The organism is uncultured Maribacter sp., from assembly GCF_947496775.1.
GTDB lineage: Bacteria > Bacteroidota > Bacteroidia > Flavobacteriales > Flavobacteriaceae > Maribacter_B.
Window position 1 is genome coordinate 1 of sequence record NZ_CANMDU010000009.1, and the last position, 23,212, is coordinate 23,212.

Sequence of the window (23,212 nt, forward strand, 5' to 3'; positions counted from 1 at the left end):
TGGTACTGCTACACCAAGTGGGAGAGTAGGAAGCCGCCTTCTTCAAAGTCCGATACATTACGTATCGGACTTTTTTTTTTGACTATAAATTAAAAATTAACCCCTTTATGTATACGGATATCAGAAACCAATGATTTTGATTAGGATTCTTTTTCTATAAAATAGAAACTCTATAGGGAAATTGGAGGTGTAACTTGTGAGTTTAACATATTTTACTCGATAATCGAGATTTAAATGCTCCGACGCAAGCGTCGAAATCAATGCTAATTTTCCTTCTAATGACTCGTGGACTTGACCCGAGGTTGTTTGCTATTAGACTCTATGATAGGTCGTTGGTTACGAAAATATGTTATTTAGATTAGGAGCAATCAAAGTTTAAATAACGTGTCAAAGACTTAATAACAGCAGATATTTCAGGTAAAATTGCTAAAGTAACATAAGGCCAGAGCAGAGCATTTAGCAGAACGAGTAGATAAGAAGACTATCATTTTTGATATGTTAATCGATTTGGCTGAAAAAGAATATGATATTCAAATAAGAAAAAATTACAAGCCCAAGTTATTGGAGAGTTCAAAGAAGAACACAAAGAAACTCTAGTTTCTATCTGTAATTTACTTGAGCTAGATAGACAGGTATACTATCGATCCATTAAGGCTAAAGTTTATAAACAATCTATAGTACAGTAAGTGATATTGCCTATTTAGGTACAAGGAATAATCCAACCTATTTAGCTTTAATTACTGATGCTTATTCTAAAATAATAGGTTGTAAGGTATCTAATTCTCTAGTAGTAGAAGGTTCGCTAAGAGCATTGCAAAAGGCTCTTTATAATAGAAAAAACAAAAACATTCCTCTAATACATCATTCAGATAGAGGACTGTAGTATTGTTTTAATGATTATCAAAACTTGTTGGTTCAGAATAATATTCAAACTAGTATGGCTGAAAAATATGGCCATTATAAAAATGCAATAGCATAAAGAGTCAATGGGATTTTAAAACAAAAATTTAATATAAATCAGAAAGTAAACGACTTAAATATCAAAACTAAATTAATTAGAGATGTTATAGAAGTTTACAACCACATTAGACCACATGTATCACATATACTTACTCCCAAGCAAATGCGTCAACAAAGGAAACTAAAATCAAAACAGTATAAAACAAAAATTCTCAGAGAAGTTAGCTTCTCTGAGAATTAAATAATAATTTTAATTATCAATAATCTGTATCGATTATTCAGGACTAGTCAATTTTATATTATACACCAGGTAAATCTCCCACAGCATTTTTGGAAGATAAATCGGATTTTCCCATTAGGTATATATCTACTTGGCGAGCAGCTTCTCTACCTTCTGATATAGCCCAAACAATTAATGATTGTCCACGACGCATATCACCTGCTGTAAATATATTAGAAACATTAGTCTGGTATTTTCCATAAGCTGCCTTATAATTAGAACGAGCGTCTTTTTCTAGTCCTAATTTATCTGCAAGTGTGGTCTCCGGTCCTGTGAATCCAAGCGCTAATAAAGCTAAGTCACAAGGCCAGGTTTTTTCTGTTCCTTCTATTTCAATTAATTTAGGACGTTGTCCAGGAACCATTTCCCATTCTACATTAACGGTTTTAAGAGCTGTAAGCTTTCCGTTTTCATTCGTTACGAACTCTTTGGTGTTAATTAACCAGTTACGTTCTACTCCTTCTTTATGCGAAGAAGAAGTTTTTAATTGTAAAGGCCAAAAGGGCCATGGAGTAGTAGGGGAACGATGCCCAGGTGGTTTTGGCATAATTTCAAAATTTACTACTGATTTTGCTCCTTGACGGTTGGATGTTCCGATGCAATCTGAACCAGTATCTCCCCCTCCAATTACAATAACATTTTTGTCTGTAGCTAGAACTTGGTTTTTAATTTCTTGTCCAAAAACTACTTTGGTTTGCTGTGTTAAAAAATCCATAGCTTGTACTACACCGTCAGCATCTATACCTGGAGTTGGTAAGCTTCTTCTTTCTGTAGCACCACCACAAAGGACAATGGCGTCAAAAGATTTTAGTTCTTCTACATCGTAGTTTACACCAACATTTACATTTACTTTAAATATAATGCCTTCAGCTTCAAGGATAGCGACACGTCTATCAATAATTCCTTTTTCTAATTTAAAATTTGGAATACCGTATCGTAGCAATCCACCAATTTCATCATCTCTTTCAAAAACAGTAACTGTGTGACCAGCTCTATTTAACTGCTGAGCAGTTGCCAATCCGGCTGGACCAGAACCAACAACCGCAATTGTTTTTCCTGTTCTTGTTTTAGGAGGTTGTGGTTTAATCCAACCTTCTTTAAAAGCACGTTCTACTATGTTTTTTTCTATATTTTCTATAGATACAGGATCCTCTATTATACCTAAAACACATGCTTGTTCGCATGGTGCTGGGCATAAACGCCCTGTAAATTCAGGAAAATTGTTAGTAGAGTGTAATATCCAAGAAGCTTTTTGCCATTCTCCTTGGTGTACCATGTGATTAAAATCTGGGATTAAATTACCAAGTGGACAACCACTATGGCAAAAAGGTATTCCACAATCCATACAACGAGAACCTTGCTCTGTGATTTTTTTCTCACTCAAAGGAACTGTAAATTCATTATAATGCTCTACACGATCTTTTACAGGTGTGTATGCTTCATCTTTTCTTTCGAATTCTTTAAAACCTGTTACTTTTCCCATTGTCCTATGCTGTTGTTAATTCTTCTACCATTACTTCACCTTTTGCTAAACGAGCTAATGCTTTTTTGTATTCTGTAGGCATTACTCTTACAAAATTCTTTAAGCTATTATCCCAGTCTGCTACTAATTTTTTTGCCAAAGCACTATTTGTATATGTAATATGTTTTCCAATCCATTGTTTTAAATCTGCAGCGTCTTCTGGTAAGATTTCTTCAAAATCGATAGTTTCTGTATTACATAATCCATTTGTAAATTTATTTTCAGGATCATATACGTAGGCAATACCGCCACTCATTCCAGCAGCAAAGTTTCTTCCAGTATTTCCTAAAACTATAACTTTTCCTCCAGTCATATATTCGCAGCCATGATCACCTACCCCTTCTACAACGGTTGTGGCTCCAGAGTTGCGAACAGCAAATCTTTCTCCTGCAATACCGTTTATAAATGCTTCTCCTTCTACAGCGCCAAACAAACATACATTACCTACTATAATATTGTTTTCGGCAATAAAATCTGCTTTAGCAGGTTTCTTTACAATAATTTTTCCGCCAGATAGCCCTTTTCCTAAATAATCGTTGGTATTACCTTCTAAATTAAATGTTACTCCGTTTGCTCCAAAAGCTCCAAAACTTTGACCAGCTGATCCGGTGAAATTTAAGTTTAACGTATTTTCTGGTAATCCAAGATGTCCGTGTCTTTTGGAAATTTCATTGCTAATAATGGCACCTACTGTTCTGTCTATATTACATATAGGATATTCTAAAGTAGTTTGTACTTTATTTTCTATAGCATTTTTAGCATCTTTTAAGATGGTAAAGTCTAAAACATTTTCTAAGTTATGATCTTGCTTTTCAGAATTTTTAACAGACATCTCTCTATAAGACTCAGGTCTGTAAAGTATAGAGGATAAATCTAATCCTTTGGCCTTATAATGTTTAATAGCCTTGTTAGCATTTATTTTATGGGTTTGACCAATCATTTCATCCATGGTTCTAAAACCTAATTGTGCCATAATACCTCTTAATTCATTTGCTACATAATAGAAGAAGTTGATTACGTGTTCTGGGGTACCTTTAAAGTTTTTACGTAATTCTTTATCCTGGGTAGCGATACCCACTGGGCACGTATTTAAATGGCATTTTCGCATCATAATACATCCAGAAGCTACTAATGGAGCAGTTGCAAAACCGAATTCTTCAGCACCTAAAAGTGTTGCAATTGCAACATCACGTCCTGTTTTTAACTGTCCGTCACATTCTACAACAATACGAGAACGTAAGTTGTTTAGAACTAATGTCTGTTGTGCTTCGGCTAAACCAAGCTCCCAAGGAAGGCCTGCATGCTTTAAAGATGTTAATGGAGAGGCTCCAGTACCACCATCATAACCAGCAATTAAAACAACATCTGCTTTAGCCTTAGAAACTCCTGCTGCAATAGTACCTACGCCAACTTCGGATACTAATTTAACATTTACTCTGGCCTCGCGATTTGCATTTTTTAAATCATAAATTAATTGGGCTAAGTCTTCAATAGAATATATATCGTGATGCGGTGGTGGAGAAATTAACCCTACAAAAGGAGTAGAATTTCTTGCTGCCGCAATCCATGGTAATACTTTTTCTCCAGGTAATTGTCCCCCTTCACCTGGCTTAGCTCCTTGAGCCATTTTTATTTGAATCTCTCTGGCATTTGTTAGATAATGGGATGTAACACCAAAACGACCAGATGCAACTTGCTTAATTGCTGAGTTACGACTATCTCCATTAGCATCTGGAATAAAACGTTTTCTGTCTTCACCACCTTCACCAGAATTAGATTTACCTCCAATTCGGTTCATAGCAATTGCCAAATTTTCATGCGCTTCTCTAGATATAGATCCATAAGACATTGCCCCTGTTTTAAAACGTTTTACAATTTCTGTCCAAGGTTCTACTTCGTCGAGTGGAATAGGGTCAAGGTTGTCAAATTCAAATAATCCTCGAATAGTCATTAAATTCTCGGACTGTTCATTTACTGCCTTGGCATATACATTATAGCTGTCTTGATCATTTAATCTTACAGCTTGCTGTAGTTTAGAAACGGTAGTAGGATTAAACATATGTCTTTCTCCATTACGTCTCCATCTGTAATCTCCACCAATATTAAGACCTAATCTTTTATCTATAAATGTGTCTGGATATGCATATTTGTAACGCTCAGTAATTTCTTTTTCAATTTCATATAACCCAATACCCTCTATTCTTGAAGCAGTATATGGGAAGTATTTTTCTACGAATTGAGAATTGAAACCAACTATTTCGAATATTTGAGAACCTCTATACGAATGTAATGTAGAGATTCCTATTTTGTTCATCACTTTTAGGATTCCTTTACCAATAGCTTTGTTAAAGTTATCTACAGCTTTTTGTTCATCTATGCCTGTAATGAAACCTTCTTTAACCTGCATTCTGATAATTTCATTTACCATATATGGATTTATGGCACTAGCGCCATAACCAAATAAAGTGGCAAAATGATGTGGCTCACGCGGTTCCGCAGATTCTATGATAATATCAAAATAAGACCGCTTACGAAGTCTGTTTAATTGATGGTTTACATAAGAACAAGCTAATAAGGCTGGGATAGGAGCTAAATCTTTATTTACACCTCTATCAGATAAAATAATAATATTAGTTTTTCTTTCTAGTGCTTTTTCAACTTGTACTACAATATCTTCTAGGGCATCTTCTAAACCATTTAATCCTTTGGCTTTAGGGTATAACATATGAATGGTCTCCGCTTTGAAGCTTTCTACGGATACCGCTCTAATTTTTTCTAAATCGGCATTAGATATTACCGGATTTTGGATTCTTAATTTTCTACACTGTCTCTCGGTAATGCTGAAAATATTTCTGTCTTTTCCTAAATTTAAACTAATATCAGTTACTATTTCTTCACGAATTCCGTCTAGTGGCGGGTTGGTAACTTGAGCGAATAATTGTTTAAAGTAGTTAGATATTAATTGTGGTCTGTCTGATAAAACAGCTAAAGGGGTATCAATCCCCATAGAACCTAGTGCTTCTTTACCTACAATGGCCATAGGGGTAATTACTTCCTGAATATCTTCAAAAGTGTAATTAAATAAACGTTGTCTTGTTTTAATATCTATAGTTTCTATAGGACAAGTTTCGTTATTATAAGGTATATCTTTTAAGTGAAGTCTTGTTTTGTCTAACCATTCTTTATATGGTCTTTCTAAAACAATTTTATCTTTAATTTCTTCATCTTTAATAATACGTCCTTCATTCATGTCTACCAAGAACATTTTTCCCGGTTCTAAACGTCCATGACTTTCTACGTCTTCTGGGGCAACTTCTACAACACCAATCTCTGAAGACATGATAAGCTTGCCGCTTTTGGTAACGGTATATCGAGAAGGTCTTAATCCGTTACGATCTAAAAGTGCACCTATATAATCTCCGTCTGTAAAAGGAACAGAAGCTGGTCCATCCCAAGCTTCCATGATACAAGCATTATACTCGTAGAAAGCTTTTCTTTCCTCGGACATTGTTTTGTGCTTTTCCCAGGCTTCAGGAATCATCATCATCATTACTTCTGGTAAAGACCTTCCGGTATGCGTTAGCAGTTCTACTACCATATCCATAGAGGCAGAATCAGATTTTCCAGGTAATATTATTGGAAATAATTTATCTATCTGAGGGCCAAAGACATCACTCTTCATGATTTCTTCTCTAACACGCATTCTACTTACGTTACCACGTAATGTGTTTATTTCTCCATTTTGACACATGAAGCGGAATGGTTGTGCTAATTCCCAAGAAGGCATAGTATTCGTGGAAAAACGTTGGTGTACTAATGCCAAACGAGTTACTAGATCTTTCTCTTGTAAATCTTTATAGTATGGCCCAATATCTTCGGGCATTATAATACCTTTGTATATTAAGGTAGTGTTAGATAAACTAGGAAGGTAAAAATAGTCGGCTTGCGACATTTTAGATTTTCTAATCGTATGTTCCGTGATTTTACGAGCGGCGTATAACTTAGCTTTAAAATCTACTTCTGTTATTTCTTCTGTTTGCCCAATAAAAATTTGCTCAATATTAGGCTCAGAGGCTAATGCAATTTCTCCTAATTGGGTTGAATCTACAGGAACTTCTCTCCAACCTAGAATAGAAAGTCCTTGTGCTTTTATTTCTTTCTCAAATTCTTTTTTGCAGTAGTTGTATTGGTTTTTTGTTTTAGGTAAAAATACCATACCTACACCATACTTTCTTTGCTCCGGAATGTCAAAATCGCATACCCTTTTAAAGTAGTCATGAGGAATATCAATCAATAACCCGGCTCCATCTCCTGTTTTTCCGTCAGAACTAACACCTCCACGATGTTCTAGCTTTACTAAAATTTCTAAAGCATCATGAATGATTTGGTTGTCCTTTTCTCCTTTAAGGTTGCAAATAAAACCTGCTCCACAGTTTTCATGTTCAAATTCTGGTAGGTATAACCCTTGTTTTTTCCACTTCATAGATTATCGTATTTCTTCAAAAATATCATTTTATTTAAGTTTTTTGTAGCGTTAAATGTTTAATGCTAAAAAAAACCTAATGATTATAATAAAACCTTTAAAAATATGTAAATAGTGATGTTTGTAAGGTTAAAATTATCATAATGATAAAAGTAATGCTTTGAAGACAGTTGAAAAAGGTTTTTCGGGGGGTGATGCTTTGGATTAAGTGTTTTGTAACAAATAACCCTAATAATATTAATGAGGTAACAGGGGAGGGGTGAAAATAAAAATAGCTCTACCCTAAAATGTAAGGGGTAGAGCTATTTTGTTGTAAGATGTTTTTGGTTTAATTTTTTAAGATACCTCTAGAGATAACGATTTTTTGAATTTCAGAGGTTCCTTCATATATCTGGGTAATTTTAGCATCTCTCATTAAGCGTTCTACATGGTACTCTTTTACAAATCCATTACCTCCATGTATTTGTACAGCTTCAATGGTTGTGTCCATTGCAACTTTAGATGCGTAAAGTTTGGCCATAGCGCCAGATAGGTCAAAATTATGCCCTTTATCTTTGTCCCATGCTGCTTTGTAAACAAGGTGTCTTGCAGCTTCAATTTGGGTATGCATATCTGCTAATTTAAATGCTATAGCTTGGTGGTTAGAAATTTCTGTGCCAAATGATTTACGTTGATTAGAGTATTCTTTAGCTAATTCATAAGCGCCTGTAGCAATTCCTAATGCTTGAGAAGCAATGCCTATTCTTCCTCCGGATAAAGTTTTCATAGCAAATTTAAAACCAAAACCGTCTTCGCCAATTCTGTTTTCTTTTGGGACTTTTACATCATTAAAAATTAAAGAATGCGTATCACTACCTCTAATCCCTAATTTATTTTCTTTAGGACCAATTTCAAAACCTTCGGCTCCTTTTTCCACTATTAAGGCATTAATGCCTTTATGCCCTTTTTCTTTATCGGTTTGTGCAATAACGATATAAACGCTAGCAGTACTGCCATTTGTAATCCAGTTTTTGGTGCCATTTAGCACATAATAGTCTCCTTTGTCTATTGCTGTTGTTTTTTGTGAGGTTGCATCGCTACCAGCTTCTGGTTCTGATAAGCAGAAGGCTCCAATAATTTCTCCAGTAGCTAGTTTAGTAAGATATTTTTCTTTTTGCTCTTCTGTTCCGTATGCTTCAATACCATAACAGACCAAGGAGTTATTTACGGAAACAACTACAGAAGAAGAGGCATCTACTTTGGATAACTCTTCCATTACAATGGCGTAGGAAACAGTGTCTAATCCGCTGCCTCCGTATTTTGGATTTACCATCATTCCAAGAAAACCTAGCTCTCCCATTTTTTTTACTTGTTCCGTTGGAAACTGTTGCGCATCGTCTCTTTCTATTACTCCAGGAAGTAATTCGTTTTGAGCAAAATCCCTTGCGGCTTGTTGTATCATTTTTTGCTCTTCTGTTAAAGTATAGTCCATATAATTGAAATTATGATAAAATATAATCGCTAATATAAGGTTATAATGCGATATTCGCATAATTAGAAGGCTATTAATTTTGTGCAAATACAGCTGTTTGTATATATTTGCTTTTCTAGAATTGATTTTTAATAATATTATATGAGGCAGCAGTAACCCCTTTTTTTGGGGAAACAGATTTTATTTTTTTCGGAGATTATTTAGAAAACAAATATCATATACTAATTTTATTATAATTAATTCTTATGAAAGAATTACTACATACATACGAGAATAAGCAAGCTGAAATAGTTTTTAATTGGAAAGATTCTGAAACAGAGGCTGAGGGTTGGACAGTAATAAACTCTTTAAGAGGAGGCGCCGCCGGAGGAGGAACCAGAATGCGAAAAGGGTTAGATGTTAATGAGGTTTTGTCTTTGGCAAAAACTATGGAAGTAAAGTTTACGGTATCTGGGCCTGCTATTGGTGGAGCCAAGTCGGGGATTAATTTTGATCCCAATGACCCTAGGAAAAAAGGAGTTTTAAAGCGTTGGTATAACGCTGTTGCGCCATTATTAAAAAGTTATTATGGAACTGGTGGTGATTTAAATGTTGATGAAATTCATGAAGTAATTCCTATTACGGAAGATGCTGGAGTTTGGCACCCGCAAGAAGGTGTTTTTAATGGGCATTTTAAACCAACAGAGGCAGATAAAATAAATAGAATAGGGCAACTTAGGTTAGGAGTTATAAAAGCTATAGAAAACGCTAATTATTCTCCTGAAGTTTCTAGGAAATATACCGTTGCCGATATGATTACTGGGTATGGTGTTGCAGAGGCAGTAAAGCATTATTATACTATTTACGAAGGAGATGTAAAAGGAAAAAGAGCCGTAGTCCAAGGTTTTGGGAATGTGGGAAGTGCTGCGGCATATTATTTGGCTTTAATGGGTGCTACCATAGTGGGTATTATAGATCGTGATGGGGGAATTATTAAAGAAGAAGGTTTTTCATTTGATGAGATTAAAGGTCTTTTCTTGAATAAAAACGGAAATACTTTAGTTGCTCCCAAAGCTGACTTTATTCCTTTTGAGGAAATCAATGAACGTATCTGGACCTTAGCTACAGAGATTTTTGTACCGTGTGCGGCATCTAGATTAATTACAAAGGAACAAATATCTAAAATGATAGATACCGGCTTAGAGGTTATATCTTGTGGGGCTAATGTTCCTTTTGCCGATAAGGAAATATTTTTTGGACCTATAATGGAATATACCGATGGTAAAGTAAGTTTAATTCCCGATTTTATTTCTAACTGCGGAATGGCAAGGGTGTTTGCATATTTTATGGAAAAAAGAGTTGGTATAGATGATGAGTTGATTTTTACAGATACCTCTAATACAATTAAGGAAGCATTGTTAAAAATATATCAACAAAATTCTTCTACATTAAATATTAGTAAAACAGGATTTGAAATTGCATTGAAGCAATTGGTGTAAAACGGTTTTATTAATGGAGTGATAAAAAAACTACTATTGATTCAATCAATAGTAGTTTTTTGTAACATAATATTTACTGTTATATGCTATGCTATTACATTATAATTTTTTATGAATATATCTTGTGCACCTTTTAAAAGGTAGCAAATTTTTTTTATTCCTATTTTCTGCCACTTCTTTTGCTGATAAAAAGTCAATTTTGAATATCTTTAGCAAAAATTCTTCAAAGTTTATTATAAACAAGGATTTAGTATTAACATTGAAATCCACTAATTTAAACCAATCCAAAAATGGAGACTATAATTATTATTGTTTTTTTGGCAGGATATTTAGCCATTACCTTAGAACACAACCTTAAAATTGATAAATTAATCCCAGCCTTGGCTATGATGGCTATTTTATGGGCAATAATCGCATTAACGCATATGGATGTTTTTGAGGTTAATGCGGAGCTAAGAGAATTAGAGCCGACCCAGATTGAAGAAATACTGCTGCATCACTTAGGGAAGACAGCAGAAATTTTAGTTTTCCTATTGGGTGCGATGACCATAGTAGAGATTATTGATTATTTTGATGGTTTTGCTACTATTAAAGGGTATATACGAACAAGAAGTAAGCGTAAGCTTTTATGGTTATTTTCAATTTTAGCATTTATTTTATCCGCTATAATAGATAACTTAACAGCTACTATTGTTTTAATAACAATTCTTCAGAAAGTTATAAAAGATAGAGAGACAAGACTATGGTTTGCTGGTATGATAATTATAACTGCCAATGCAGGTGGAGCTTGGTCTCCTATTGGGGATGTTACCACTACTATGTTGTGGATTGCTAATAAAGTGTCTGCTTTAGAGTTAGTGAAACATGTATTGTTGCCATCTATAGTTTGTATGGTTGTTCCTGTTTTATTGGCGAGTAGATTTAAAGCTTTTAAAGGAAACATAGATAGTGAATTAGGTGGTTTGGAAGAGCCTAAATCTAAGTTTGGTTCCACTATGTTGTATTTGGGTTTAGGAGCAATAATTTTTGTTCCTTTCTTTAAGACGATTACACATTTACCTCCTTATGTTGGTATGATGCTTTCTCTTGCAGTTGTTGCAACTTTTGCAGAGATATATAGTAATTCTAAATTTAGTATTTCTAATGTAGAGGGTGAAGGAGATGATATCGTGGGGCACCATAGTCCAGTACATCATTCGTTATCTAAAATAGAGCTGCCAAGTATATTATTCTTCTTAGGGATATTGTTAGCAGTTGCTGCTTTAGAGTCTTTAGGGATGTTATTCCATTATGCGGAAGGACTGAATTCAGCGATTCCCAATACAGACATTGTAGTTATGTTATTTGGTGTTGGTTCTGCTGTTATTGATAATGTGCCTTTAGTTGCAGCGAGTTTGGGAATGTTTTCTGAAGGAATGGATAATCCTTTATGGCATTTTATTGCTTATTCTGCTGGAACAGGTGGTAGTATGTTGATAATTGGTTCAGCCGCTGGTGTAGTTGCTATGGGAATGGAAAAGATAGATTTCTTTTGGTATTTCAAGAATATTGCTTGGTTGGCGCTTATTGGTTTTCTTTCTGGAGCAGGCGCATTTATATTTTTACGTGATTTTGTGCTTCATGGATAATTTAATAGATAAAATGGCGTTATAATGGCAACTCCAATAAGAGAAATTATATGTTATTGTTTCAAGATTTAGCGCAGGATACTCCTGCTGGAGAGGTAATCTCCGAAGAAAAAACATTATCTGTTGTAGACCTAATTTTTAATGGTGGTACAGGAAGTGTAATTATTATATCTGTATTATTTATTATGTTGGCCGTGGCTCTATATATTTATTTTGAGCGATTGTTGGCGGTAAATGCTGCTTCAAAAATTGATAAAAATTTCATGAATCAGATACGTGATCATGTCACCAATGGAAAGTTAGAAGCGGCCAAGTTGTTATGTGCTCAAACCGATTCTCCTGTAGCTAGATTAACAGAGAAAGGGGTTTCTAGAATAGGAAAACCTTTGGATGATATAAATACCGCAATTGAAAATGCAGGTACTTTAGAGGTCTATAAATTAGAGAAAAATGTAAGTATATTGGCAACGGTTGCTGGGGCTGCGCCAATGATTGGTTTCCTTGGAACTGTAATTGGTATGATTTTGGCATTCCATGAAATGGCAAGTAGCGGAGGACAAGCGGAAATGGGGTCTTTGGCTTCTGGTATTTATACGGCAATGACAACAACAGTAGCAGGTTTAATTGTTGGTATTATAGCGTACATCGGATATAACCATTTGGTGAATAGAACGGATAAGGTGGTGCATAAAATGGAGGCAAATGCGGTAGATTTCTTAGATTTATTAAACGAACCTCTTTAGAAACACTGTATGAAACTAAAAGGAAGAAATAAAGTAAGTCCAGACTTTAGTATGTCCTCCATGACAGATATAGTTTTTCTGTTGTTAATATTTTTTATGCTTACAGCAAATTCTCCGAATGCTCTAGATTTACTATTACCTAAAGCAAAGGGGAAATCTACTAATACACAAAACGTGTCCGTTAGTATAGATAAAAATTTGCAATACTACGTTAATAATGAGAGAATTAACGGAGAATATATTGAAATTGAATTAAAAAAGGCACTAGAAGGACAAGAAAAACCCACTATTATTCTTAGAGCAGAAGAAAGTGTTGCTATTAAAGAGGCGGTAAACGTTATGGATATTGCAAATAGAAATAGTTATAAGGTTATTTTGGCAGTGCGACCAAATTAATGGCATTTTTAGACACTAAACATAAGAAAAATTCTTTCACTATAACTACACTTTTATTAAGTGTGCTTTTACTTGTCCTTTTTTATATAGGTCTTACGTATATGGATCCACCAGAGGAAAATGGTATATCTGTAAATTTTGGTACAACCAACTTTGGAAGTGGAAGAGTGCAACCTAAAGAAAAAATTAGATCAGAGCCTTTGGATACGCCTCCAGAGGAAATTATGCAAGAGGAGGTGGTAGAGGAGCAGGTGCAAGAGCAAGTTTCGGAGCCAGAAGTTGCAAAAGAAGCGCCTACTGAGAAAGTTCTTACTCAAGAAAGTGAAGAATCTATTAAGGTGAAACAGCAGCAAAAAGCAAAGAAAAAAGCAGATGATGCTGCTAAGAAAGCAAAGGCTGAAGCGGCGCGTATAGCTAAAGAAAAGCGAGACGCTGAAGAAAAAATAAGAAAAGAAAAAGCAGCAAAAAAAGCAAAATTAGATGCTATGATGGGTGGCTTAAATAAATCGGATGGAACGGCTTCTGGTAGTGAGGGAGATGATGCTAAAGCAGGAGATAAAGGGCAACCTAATGGAAATCCTTATGCAACTAGTTATTACGGTAGTCCAGGTTCGGGTAGCGGTACAGGTGGCTATGGGTTAAATGGTAGATCTTTAGTAAACAAAGGGAAAGTTGCGCAAGAATGCAATGAAGCCGGTAGAGTGGTAGTAAAAATAATTGTAGATAGAAATGGAAAAGTTATAAGTGCCACTCCAGGTGTTAGAGGTACTACAAATAATAACCCATGCCTATTAGAGCCTGCTAAACGAACTGCATTTAAGCATAAATGGAACTTGGATTCCAAAGCTCCAAGCCAACAAGTTGGTTTTGTTGTTGTTAATTTTAAACTAGGAGAGTGACCTATTTAGAAACCTTGGATTGGATGTTCGGGCAACTTCCAATGTATCAGCAAAAAGGGAAATCTGCTTTTAATGCTAAGTTAGAAAATATAAAAAAACTAGCATTACATCTTCAAAATCCGCATCTAAAATTTAAAACTATACATGTAGCTGGAACTAATGGTAAAGGGTCTAGTAGTCATATGTTGGCATCCATTTTACAGGAAGCAGGCTATAATGTTGGTTTGTATACATCACCGCATTTAAAAGACTTTAGAGAACGAATTAGAATTAATGGTCTTCCTATTTCAGAATCATATGTTGTTAATTTTATAGAAGAGAATAAAGCTTTTTTTGAAGCTAATAATTTGTCTTTTTTTGAGATGACAGTGGGAATGGCCTTTGATTATTTTGCTGATGAAAAAGTAGATGTAGCTGTGATTGAAGTAGGGTTAGGAGGTAGATTAGACTCTACTAATATTATTATGCCAGAAGCTACTTTAATAACCAATATAGGATTAGATCATACCGATTTATTGGGAGATACTTTACCAAAAATAGCTTTTGAAAAAGCAGGGATTATAAAAGAGAATATTCCAGTTGTTATTAGTGAATACCAAGAGGAAACGGCTAATGTTTTTAATGATATAGCTAAAAAGAATAATGCAGAAATAATTTTTGCATCTACTTTGGATAGTAAGGAATATATAACGGATTTATTAGGATCGTATCAAACGAAAAATATAAAAGGGGTAGTAGCTCTTTTAAAGGTTTTAAAGACTTTTAAAGTCACAGAAGAGAATATTAAGCAAGGTTTAAAAAATGTAGTAAATAATACAGGTTTATTAGGTAGGTGGCAGGAGCTAGGCTCTAAACCTTTATTAGTTTGTGATACTGCTCATAATCAAGAGGGATTAAAATTAGTTGTTAATCAGATAAAAAAGCAAAACTACACAGATTTACATATTGTTTTAGGTTTTGTAAAAGATAAGAATTTAGAAACGGTATTGCCGTTATTTCCAAAAAGTGCAAAATATTATTTTTGTAGACCAAATATTTTTAGAGGATTAAATGAAGGTGATTTAAAAAGTAAAGCGAAACTTTTTGGTTTAAAAGGAAGTGTATATAACTCAGTTTCAGAAGCTTTAATTGCGGCGAAGAAAAACGCTAACGAATCTGATTTTATTTTTGTTGGTGGAAGTAATTTTGTAGTAGCAGAAATACTTTAAAATTTTTCATTTTTTCTTTTGACAAAGTAAAAAACTATTATATATTTGCACACCCTTAACAAGGGCTCTTAGCTCAGTTGGTTCAGAGCACCTGCCTTACAAGCAGGGGGTCACTGGTTCGAATCCAGTAGGGCCCACAGTAATAAAAAAGCTTCCAATTCATTGGAAGCTTTTTTTATTTGTGCTAAGTTAGACCGAGGAATTTTGGCTCAACACAAAAAGTTATGGAGTAGTTAAATAAGGGTGAACTTTGAGTTTAAGAATTTCTATGTCCTCAGGCGCTTTATTTGTAGCTGCTAATTTATTACTTCCCGAAGGCCTTGTTCGGTATTTTGATATGACCAAGCATGAGATTAAAGGAGAAGAGATACACTTTTACTTTACAGTATTAAATACAGTACCCCAAAAGAATTTAAAGAAGCCAATCTAAATTCCAAAGGTTTCTTTGGAGAAGCTGCGGTTCAATATTTTCCTATGCCTGGTACGAATGTATTTCTACATATTACACGACGTAAATGGCTTAATGAATCTACGCAAAAGGTAGTTACAAGAGATTGGTAATTAGTAGCAAAAGGAACTAGAATTACTAGTGGTTTTGCTGCTTTTTTTAAAAGAGATCCATTAGTGGCAATGCATCCAGTGCGGCAGTTGTATCGAAGTTCTATGGTGTGAACCCTAGAAGTATGCAAAGGCAACACAAAGATTATTTAAGCGACTTACTGTCTTGGAATCAAAAGAAACATGCAAAAAATTGGATGTTGTTTCCTAAGAATCTAGGAACTTATCTTTCTTTGGACGAAACCGCTTTTTCCAATGGAGATCTATATACCATACTGACCAAAAAAAAGCAAAAGAAAGAAGCCGTAACAGCTATGATTAAAGGAACCAAAGCAGAAGTGGTCATTAAAATTCTACGCAAGATTCCTGTAAGACAACGAAAAAAAGTAAAAGGGGTTACTTTGGATATGGCTGATAATATGGGACTCATTGCTAAAAAATCATTCCCTAATGCCACACAGGTTATAAATAGGTTTCATGTACAGAAACTAGTCTTGGATGCCCTTCAAGAAATCGGAATTAAGCGTAGACGGGAAGCTCTCGATATTGAAAACGATGCAATAGAAAACTCTAGAAATAATCTTTGAAATATACCCCCTGAACTATTTACTAATGGAGATGCCTTAAGACAGCTTTAACCCGAAGTAGATATCTGCTATATAAGAACAGAGGTAAATGGGCGCATAATCAATCCGAAAGAGCAAAAATACTCTTTCAGCGATATCCTGATATTGAAAAAGTGTACAAGTTGTGCTAAAACCTATCTTGGATTTTTGACAACACCAAAGACAAAACTTCGGCACTAATATGATTGGTTAAATGGGATAGAAAAGTAGGACAGGTCAAATTCAAAAGCTTTAATAGTATATCTAGAACAATGTCTATTCATTACAAGAACATCCTAAACTACATTGATAGCAGAAGCACCAATCCTTCTGCGGAATTTTTTAGTTAGTTTGTTGAAAACTATTTGGGTAGGTTTGGGGAAGTAAATCTTTATTGTTGTTGCAATAAATTAAAGTTTAAGGATATTTTACAAAACATCTAAAATTCTTTCTAATGCCATGCCACGGGAACCCTTAATTAATAGGGAGGATTTTTTTGGCACCTTGTTTTGTTTTAAATAAGTCTTAAGGTTTTCGAAAGTTGCAAATTTCTTAAGGGAAGTTCTGGTTTGGTAAAAATTTTCTCCAATTAAATACACAGACTTAAAATTTAATTCCTGAGCTATATCTGCAATATTTTGATGTTCCATATTGGAAGAGCTTCCGAGTTCAAACATATCACCTAAGAATAAAACTTTATTATCCTCTTTAATGTTGTTAAAATTCTCCAAAGCGGCTATCATACTAGTTGGGTTGGCATTGTATGCGTCGAGTATTATTTTATAACCTTTCTTTTTTATAATTTGAGAGCGGTTGTTTTCTGGAACATAACCTTCTATTGCATCTTTTATTTGGGGTAGTGGAATCGAAAAATACTTTCCTGTAATAATAGCGGCACAGCAATTTGTAAAATTGTATTTACCTATAAGTTGAGATTCTATTGTGTTATTTTCTACCTTTAGAGTAACAAAAGGATTGGAACTTAAAAGTTCAATTATATAATACTGCGTTTGTTTTTGAGAAAAGCCATATTTTTTAATATAATTGCTTAATTTGTTTTTTTGAATTGGGTCATCCGCATTTAAGAAAACTTGCTTTTGATTTGTAGTTAAGTAATTGTATAATTCGCTTTTTCCTTGAATAACACCTTCGATGCCTCCAAAGCCTTCTAAGTGCGCTTTTCCAAAATTTGTAATATAACCGTAGTCTGGTTCAGCAATAGAGCATAAAAAAGCAATCTCTTCTTTATGGTTTGCGCCCATTTCAACAATGGCAATTTCGGTATCCTTTTTTATGGATAAAAGGGTTAGTGGAACGCCTATATGGTTATTTAAATTTCCTTTAGTAGCTATGGTCTTGTATTGTTTTTTTAGTACTGTATGAATAAGTTCTTTGGTGGTTGTTTTTCCATTACTACCAGTAATACTTATTACTTTTGCTTTACAATGTTGTCGATGGAAATTAGCTAATTGTTGTAGAGTATTTAAAGCGTCTTTTACGAGAATAACATTGTCATTTTCAGGAAATAAATCTTCATCAACAATTGCAAGATGTGCTCCTTTAGAGATGGCTTCTTCAGCGTATAAATTGCCGTTAAATTTTTCTCCTTTAAGGGCGAAAAAAATACTATTATCATTTATTTTTCTGGTATCCGTACTAATTTTAAAGGAGCGTAAAAAATGGGAATGTAATTCTTCTATTGTCATGGTTCGAAGATATAAAAAAAGCCCTTTTTGTAAAGGGCTTTTTTAATCGTTTTTTAAGAGAAATTATTTTGCTTTCTTTCCTCTAATTGTTTTGTTTTTAGTTTTAGACTTAGAACCTACTCTAGACATTGCGCATCTAAAGCCAATGTAATCTGTAGCCATGTATTGTGGCATGTATCTTCTTTGTGCGGGATCTAGCCAATATGCTCTGTCTCTCCAAGAACCACCTTTAAAAACTCTTACTTCATTGTTAATTAAAGATGTCCTGTTGTTAGATTTGTCGTACTCACGTATTAAATTACCCAAAGAATCTTTTTGCACACTATGTTTAGGTGCGTCATACATCTTTTTTTGATTTTCTTCATCTTCATCACTGAATCTATCATAAAATCTAGAAGAACTTGCGTCACCATCTCTGTAACCTCTATTGTCACTAGAAGAAAAATTTGTTCTTAGGTAAGTTTCGTCTTCATCAACTGGAATCATTTTTATTTCGCCAGGTAAATTTAAAGCGACAACTTTTCCGTTTGGTAGCGTATCATAAACTATAGAATCTCTAAGCACGTTTACTTTTCCGTCTTCTCCAATAGCCGTTTTCATATAGATATTACCTCTGTAATAATTAAAGTCACTTACTTCGTCATCTACTATCGGTCTATATACGTCAGAAACCCATTCTGCAACATTACCAGCCATATCGTATAAGCCTAAATCATTTGGTTTGTAGGACATTACTTGAGCGGTAATATCTGCTCCATCATCGGACCACCCTGCAATTCCGCCATAGTCTCCTTTTCCTTGTTTAAAGTTGGCTAATTGGTCTCCACGGCCAACACGTTGTCCATTTCTAGTATAATCACCTTCCCAAGGATATTTTTTTCTACCTCTATAGTTGTTGTATTCTCTAGATCCAGATTGTGCTTGAGCTGCGTATTCCCATTCTGTTTCAGTTGGTAATCTATATTCTGGCATAATTACTCCACTACTTCTGTTAGCAAAATTGCTAACACTATCTTTTTTCATTTTACCTTGCAATGAGTCTATTTGTCCGTTATAAACAGATTCAGGTCTATTTAAATACGCTTCCGTATTAAAAGTTCCTGCATCTTCTCCAGAAAGGGCTTTATATTTAGCATCTTTAGCTAAATATCCTTCTCTTTCTAGCATTACTTCATTTACTCTATCTGTTCTCCATTCTGCAAATTGTGTTGCTTGAATCCAGTTAACACCTACTACTGGGTATTCCGCATATGCAGGATGACGTAAATAATTATTAGTCATAGTTTCGTTAAAACCTAATCGATTTCTCCATACTAAAGTATCAGGTAATGCTCCTTTATATATGTTTGCATATTTAGGGTTTTCAGGAGGGTATACGCTTTTTAAATAATCTAAGTACTCTAAGTACATAACATTGGTAACTTCTGTTTCGTCCATATAAAAGGACTGTACGTGCTGGGAAGTTGGCGTATTGTTCCAATCATGCATTACATCATCTTGTACTTTACCTTTGGTAAAAGTACCGCCTTCAATAAAGACTAAACCAGGAGCAGTTTCTTGCTCTTTAAAATCTGAATTGAATTGGAAACCACCTTCTTTTGCATTTATTTTCCAGCCGGTAGCTCTCGATACATTTTTAGAAGATGAGGTCTTTTTACAGCTGGTAACTGAAAAACCTCCTGCTATTACAGCACATGAGAGTACAACTTTAATAAACTGTTTTTTCATAATTAGGACTTGAGTTCAAATTGTTTACTACAATAAGCAGTAGTATGGAAATTTGTATTTAGATTAATTTTAGGCTTACTTTCGGGATATAAAACGGCAATTTGTATAGAATATTTTATAGATTAAAAATATTTTTGAAATCACATTAAATATATATCCAAAAGATAGGTTATAAAATGGATAACGCTGGAAATCCTGTTATATTATTAGTAAAAGCGAATCTTTTATTATGAAATTATTGTGTTTAAATTGGAAAATATATTATATGTAGGAAAAAGCTTATTAAGTGAATTGTGAAATAATATTGTTACTCAACACAAGATATCAAAGAAATGGTCGTTTACCTGTTGAGTAGCTACGTTAAAGATTTGTAGTTAATTATTAGATTCCTAAATCAACTTTTGTAAAATGAAAAAATTATCGTTACTTTTTTTAATCGTTTTTGCTTTTAAATTAAGCGCTCAAGATGACCGTGTAATTACTACTGCGGTTCCTTTTTTAACAATTGCGTCTGACGCTAGAGCAGCAGGTATGGGAGATATGGGAGTAGCCACTTCCACTGACGCTTTCTCGCAACAATGGAATCCTGCTAAATTTGCTTTTGCAGAAAGAAAAATGGGAATAGGAGTTAGTTATACTCCTTACTTAGAAAGTATCATTACGGATATAGCTTTGTTAAATGCAAGCTATTTTAACAAGATAGATGATAGAAGTGCTTTTGCTCTTAGTTTGCGTTATTTTACGTTAGGAGAAATAGAATTAAGACAATTTGCAAATGACCCTGGTTCTTTGGCTAAACCAAATGAATTGGCTTTAGATGGTTCCTATTCTTTAAAATTAAGTGAAACATTTTCAATGGCAGTGGGAGGTAGATTTATAAGGTCTAATCTGAAAATTCCTCAGGCTAATAATTCAGAAGATTCGCAAGCAGCTACTTCGTTTGGGGTGGATATTGCTGGTTTTTACCGTTCTCGAGAGGTTGCGTACAGTAGCTTTGATGGTCGCTGGAGAGCAGGCTTTAACTTGTCTAATTTGGGAGGTAAAATTCAGTATGACGAAGGAGGACAAGAGAATTTTTTGCCAACTAATTTGAAATTTGGACTTGGCTTCGATTTTATTTTAGATCAAGATAATACCATAGGATTAACGACAGAATTTAATAAACTTCTAGTGCCTACGCCTCAGGATTTTGACAATGATGGCGATGTGGATAGTGTGGATAATGATGAATATCAACAAATAGGAGCTTTTGAAGGAGTATTTAAATCCTTTGGAGATGCGCCAGATGGTTTTGGAGAAGAACTAAAAGAATTTACTTGGGCGTTGGGAGCGGAATATACGTACCAAGACTCTTTTATGTTAAGAACGGGGTATTTTAATGAAAGCGAAGAAAAAGGTTCTAGGAAGTTTTTTACTTTAGGGGCTGGTTTTAGATTTAACTCTGCTCAGATAGATTTATCTTATTTGTTTTCCACATCACAAGTTAGAAACCCTCTAGAAAATACGTTACGTTTTTCTTTGACATTTAATTTAGGTGAAGAATTTTTTAATGAGTAAGAAGTATAAAAACTAAATAAAAAAAAACCTGCAGTAATGCGGGTTTTTTTATTCCCATTAGTGGGTTTATAAAAGCAAACTTTCTTTAGTGTTCTAACGCGTTTCCAAGATATTGCATCTTTATATATTAAGGTAAAGATTGTTTAGCATTTTTTACTCAGATTATGGGAAGATGTTCTAATTTTAGAAAAAGTTTACTTACGTTAACCAAGATTTAAGTTTTCGAGGCTTATCTTGGGATAAAAATTAGTTTCCAATTAATGCCTAGAAAGTTTATCTCGTGGTAGATAACTAGAATATAATTATGATAAAACAAAATATAAGTTTCGATATCTCTGTATATGATTCCATAGAAGAATTATTGTTGGGAGATAAAGAACTAATGCAATTAGCAATTTTAGCCAGAGAAAAAGCGTATGCACCATACTCAAGTTTTAATGTTGGGGCTGCAGTTTTGTTAGAAAATGGTAAAATAGTAACAGGTAGCAATCAGGAAAATGCGGCATACCCTTCAGGTTTATGTGCAGAAAGAGTAGCGGTTTTTTATGCCGGTGCTAATTATCCTGGAATTAAAATAGAAAAAATTGCAATAACAGCAGCATCGATTAATTATGTTGTAGAGAAACCTGCCGCTCCTTGTGGTAATTGTAGGCAGGCAATTTCGGAATATGAGGTTAAGCAAAAAGCTCCTATAGCCCTACTCTTGATGGGGGAAAAGGGGAAAGTGTTAAAATGTGATGCAATAGCAGATATTTTACCGTTAGCTTTTACTAGTAATTATTTATGAAAAAAAGAGTTGTGTTTTATTCTTTTTTGTATCGGGCAAAACGTTTTTTAACAAAAGCTATTTTAAAGGTTAATTTTTACTTGTACGTTTTACTGCATTTTTTTTTATCCATTCATTAATATGTGTATTTTTGCGCTTCCTAATTAGATGAAACTTGTTTTATTTAGTTAATGATATAGAATCCTAATAAAAGACCTGATTAATGGAAAAAATCACAAAAGAAACGTATCTAAATTGGTATAAGGACATGTTGTTCTGGAGAAAGTTTGAAGATAAACTTGCTGCAGTTTATATTCAACAAAAAGTAAGAGGGTTTCTTCATTTATATAATGGGCAAGAAGCTGTTTTGGCCGGAGCGTTACATGCGATGGACTTGACAAAAGATAGAATGATAACAGCCTATAGAAATCACGTGCAGCCAATAGGTATGGGTGTAGATCCAAAGCGAGTTATGGCTGAGCTTTATGGAAAAGTTACGGGAACATCCAAAGGAATGGGTGGTTCCATGCATATTTTTTCTAAAGAGCATAGATTTCATGGAGGACATGGAATAGTTGGTGGTCAGATTCCTTTAGGAGCAGGTATGGCGTTTGGAGATAAGTATCATGGAAGTGATGCAGTTACGTTATGTTATATGGGAGATGGAGCAGTAAGACAAGGGGCTCTTCACGAGACTTTTAACTTAGCAATGTTGTGGCAGTTGCCAGTAGTTTTTGTTTGCGAAAATAATGGTTATGCAATGGGTACATCTGTTGCTCGTACCGCCCATACAGAAGAAATATGGAAGTTAGGATTAGGATATGAAATGCCATGTGGACCTGTAGATGGAATGAACCCCGTTACTGTAGCACAAGAAATGAGTAAAGCCATTGAAAGAGCAAGAAATGGCGGAGGACCTACTTTCTTAGAAATGAAAACATACAGATATAGAGGTCACTCTATGTCAGATGCTCAACATTATAGAACAAAAGAAGAAGTTGAGGAATACAAAAAAATTGATCCTATTACGCAAGTGTTAGATGTAATTAAGGAGAATAATTATGCAACTGAAGAAGAAATAGCACAAGTAGCTAAAGATGTTAAAGCTTTGGTATCTGAGTGCGAAAAATTTGCAGACGAATCAGATTATCCTCCAATAAACCAATTATATGATATGGTTTATGAAGAAGAAAATTTTCCATTTGTAGAACATAAAATATAAGT

The 23,212-nt window shown here is 34.3% G+C and carries 17 protein-coding genes and 1 tRNA gene; 13 read left to right on the plus strand and 5 right to left on the minus strand.

Annotated elements, in window-relative coordinates; translation table 11 throughout:
• Positions 1 to 991: 991 nt before the first annotated feature.
• Positions 992 to 1,201, plus strand: a complete 210-nt coding sequence (locus Q0856_RS18135; RefSeq protein WP_366139612.1) for a hypothetical protein — start codon at positions 992 to 994, stop codon at positions 1,199 to 1,201.
• A 58-nt stretch (positions 1,202 to 1,259) separates the two neighbouring features.
• Here the strand turns inward: Q0856_RS18135 and Q0856_RS13820 are convergent, their stop codons facing one another.
• The 3 genes from Q0856_RS13820 to Q0856_RS13830 form a co-directional block, all read right to left on the minus strand.
• Positions 1,260 to 2,723: a glutamate synthase subunit beta gene (locus tag Q0856_RS13820; RefSeq protein ID WP_298505970.1), complete on the minus strand. Its 1,464-nt coding sequence runs from the start codon at positions 2,721 to 2,723 to the stop codon at positions 1,260 to 1,262.
• A gap of 4 nt (positions 2,724 to 2,727) precedes the next feature.
• On the minus strand, positions 2,728 to 7,245 hold the full coding sequence (gene gltB, locus Q0856_RS13825; RefSeq protein ID WP_298505973.1) for a glutamate synthase large subunit: 4,518 nt from the start codon (positions 7,243 to 7,245) through the stop codon (positions 2,728 to 2,730).
• Between the two features lie 328 nt (positions 7,246 to 7,573).
• The gene (locus Q0856_RS13830; protein WP_298505976.1) at positions 7,574 to 8,716 is read right to left on the minus strand and encodes an acyl-CoA dehydrogenase family protein; all 1,143 of its coding nucleotides are present in this window, start codon (positions 8,714 to 8,716) and stop codon (positions 7,574 to 7,576) included.
• Between the two features lie 245 nt (positions 8,717 to 8,961).
• Between Q0856_RS13830 and Q0856_RS13835 the strand changes: the two genes are divergently transcribed.
• From Q0856_RS13835 to Q0856_RS13875, 9 genes are all read left to right on the plus strand, one after another.
• Positions 8,962 to 10,194 (plus strand): Glu/Leu/Phe/Val dehydrogenase dimerization domain-containing protein, encoded by a 1,233-nt coding sequence (locus Q0856_RS13835; RefSeq protein ID WP_298505977.1) that lies wholly within the window; start codon positions 8,962 to 8,964, stop codon positions 10,192 to 10,194.
• Between the two features lie 290 nt (positions 10,195 to 10,484).
• A complete protein-coding gene (gene nhaD / locus Q0856_RS13840; RefSeq protein ID WP_298505980.1) occupies positions 10,485 to 11,822 on the plus strand; it encodes a sodium:proton antiporter NhaD in 1,338 nt (445 codons plus the stop codon).
• A gap of 50 nt (positions 11,823 to 11,872) precedes the next feature.
• Complete coding sequence (locus Q0856_RS13845; protein ID WP_298505983.1) at positions 11,873 to 12,565, plus strand: MotA/TolQ/ExbB proton channel family protein; 693 nt, start codon at positions 11,873 to 11,875, stop codon at positions 12,563 to 12,565.
• A 9-nt stretch (positions 12,566 to 12,574) separates the two neighbouring features.
• Positions 12,575 to 12,961 (plus strand): biopolymer transporter ExbD, encoded by a 387-nt coding sequence (locus Q0856_RS13850; RefSeq protein WP_121068890.1) that lies wholly within the window; start codon positions 12,575 to 12,577, stop codon positions 12,959 to 12,961.
• Positions 12,961 to 13,860 (plus strand): energy transducer TonB, encoded by a 900-nt coding sequence (locus tag Q0856_RS13855; protein WP_298505986.1) that lies wholly within the window; start codon positions 12,961 to 12,963, stop codon positions 13,858 to 13,860. The genes Q0856_RS13850 and Q0856_RS13855 overlap by 1 nt, the downstream gene beginning before the upstream one ends.
• Positions 13,857 to 15,068 carry a folylpolyglutamate synthase/dihydrofolate synthase family protein gene (locus Q0856_RS13860; RefSeq protein ID WP_298505989.1) on the plus strand — a complete coding sequence of 404 codons (1,212 nt, stop codon included), beginning with the start codon at positions 13,857 to 13,859 and terminating at the stop codon, positions 15,066 to 15,068. Before Q0856_RS13855 ends, Q0856_RS13860 begins: the two co-directional genes overlap by 4 nt.
• 62 nt (positions 15,069 to 15,130) lie before the next feature.
• Positions 15,131 to 15,205 (plus strand) — tRNA-Val (locus tag Q0856_RS13865).
• 113 nt (positions 15,206 to 15,318) lie between these two features.
• Positions 15,319 to 15,498: a hypothetical protein gene (locus Q0856_RS13870; RefSeq protein WP_298505992.1), complete on the plus strand. Its 180-nt coding sequence runs from the start codon at positions 15,319 to 15,321 to the stop codon at positions 15,496 to 15,498.
• Between the two features lie 253 nt (positions 15,499 to 15,751).
• Positions 15,752 to 16,213, plus strand: a complete 462-nt coding sequence (locus Q0856_RS13875) for a transposase (RefSeq protein WP_298505995.1) — start codon at positions 15,752 to 15,754, stop codon at positions 16,211 to 16,213.
• Between the two features lie 446 nt (positions 16,214 to 16,659).
• On the opposite strand, the gene murF is transcribed toward Q0856_RS13875, so the two are convergent.
• Both murF and gldJ read right to left on the minus strand, forming a co-directional pair.
• On the minus strand, positions 16,660 to 17,937 hold the full coding sequence (gene murF / locus Q0856_RS13885) for a UDP-N-acetylmuramoyl-tripeptide--D-alanyl-D-alanine ligase (RefSeq protein WP_298505998.1): 1,278 nt from the start codon (positions 17,935 to 17,937) through the stop codon (positions 16,660 to 16,662).
• Positions 17,938 to 18,000: 63 nt separating this feature from the next.
• The gene (gldJ, locus tag Q0856_RS13890) at positions 18,001 to 19,665 is read right to left on the minus strand and encodes a gliding motility lipoprotein GldJ (protein ID WP_298479528.1); all 1,665 of its coding nucleotides are present in this window, start codon (positions 19,663 to 19,665) and stop codon (positions 18,001 to 18,003) included.
• A gap of 408 nt (positions 19,666 to 20,073) precedes the next feature.
• Between gldJ and porV the strand changes: the two genes are divergently transcribed.
• The 3 genes from porV to pdhA all read left to right on the plus strand — a co-directional run bounded on the left by porV (position 20,074) and on the right by pdhA (position 23,210).
• Complete coding sequence (gene porV / locus Q0856_RS13895; RefSeq protein ID WP_298479525.1) at positions 20,074 to 21,222, plus strand: type IX secretion system outer membrane channel protein PorV; 1,149 nt, start codon at positions 20,074 to 20,076, stop codon at positions 21,220 to 21,222.
• Positions 21,223 to 21,526: 304 nt separating this feature from the next.
• A complete protein-coding gene (locus Q0856_RS13900; RefSeq protein WP_298506001.1) occupies positions 21,527 to 22,009 on the plus strand; it encodes a cytidine deaminase in 483 nt (160 codons plus the stop codon).
• A 202-nt stretch (positions 22,010 to 22,211) separates the two neighbouring features.
• A complete protein-coding gene (pdhA, locus tag Q0856_RS13905; RefSeq protein WP_298479519.1) occupies positions 22,212 to 23,210 on the plus strand; it encodes a pyruvate dehydrogenase (acetyl-transferring) E1 component subunit alpha in 999 nt (332 codons plus the stop codon).
• The last annotated feature ends 2 nt before the right edge of the window (positions 23,211 to 23,212 follow it).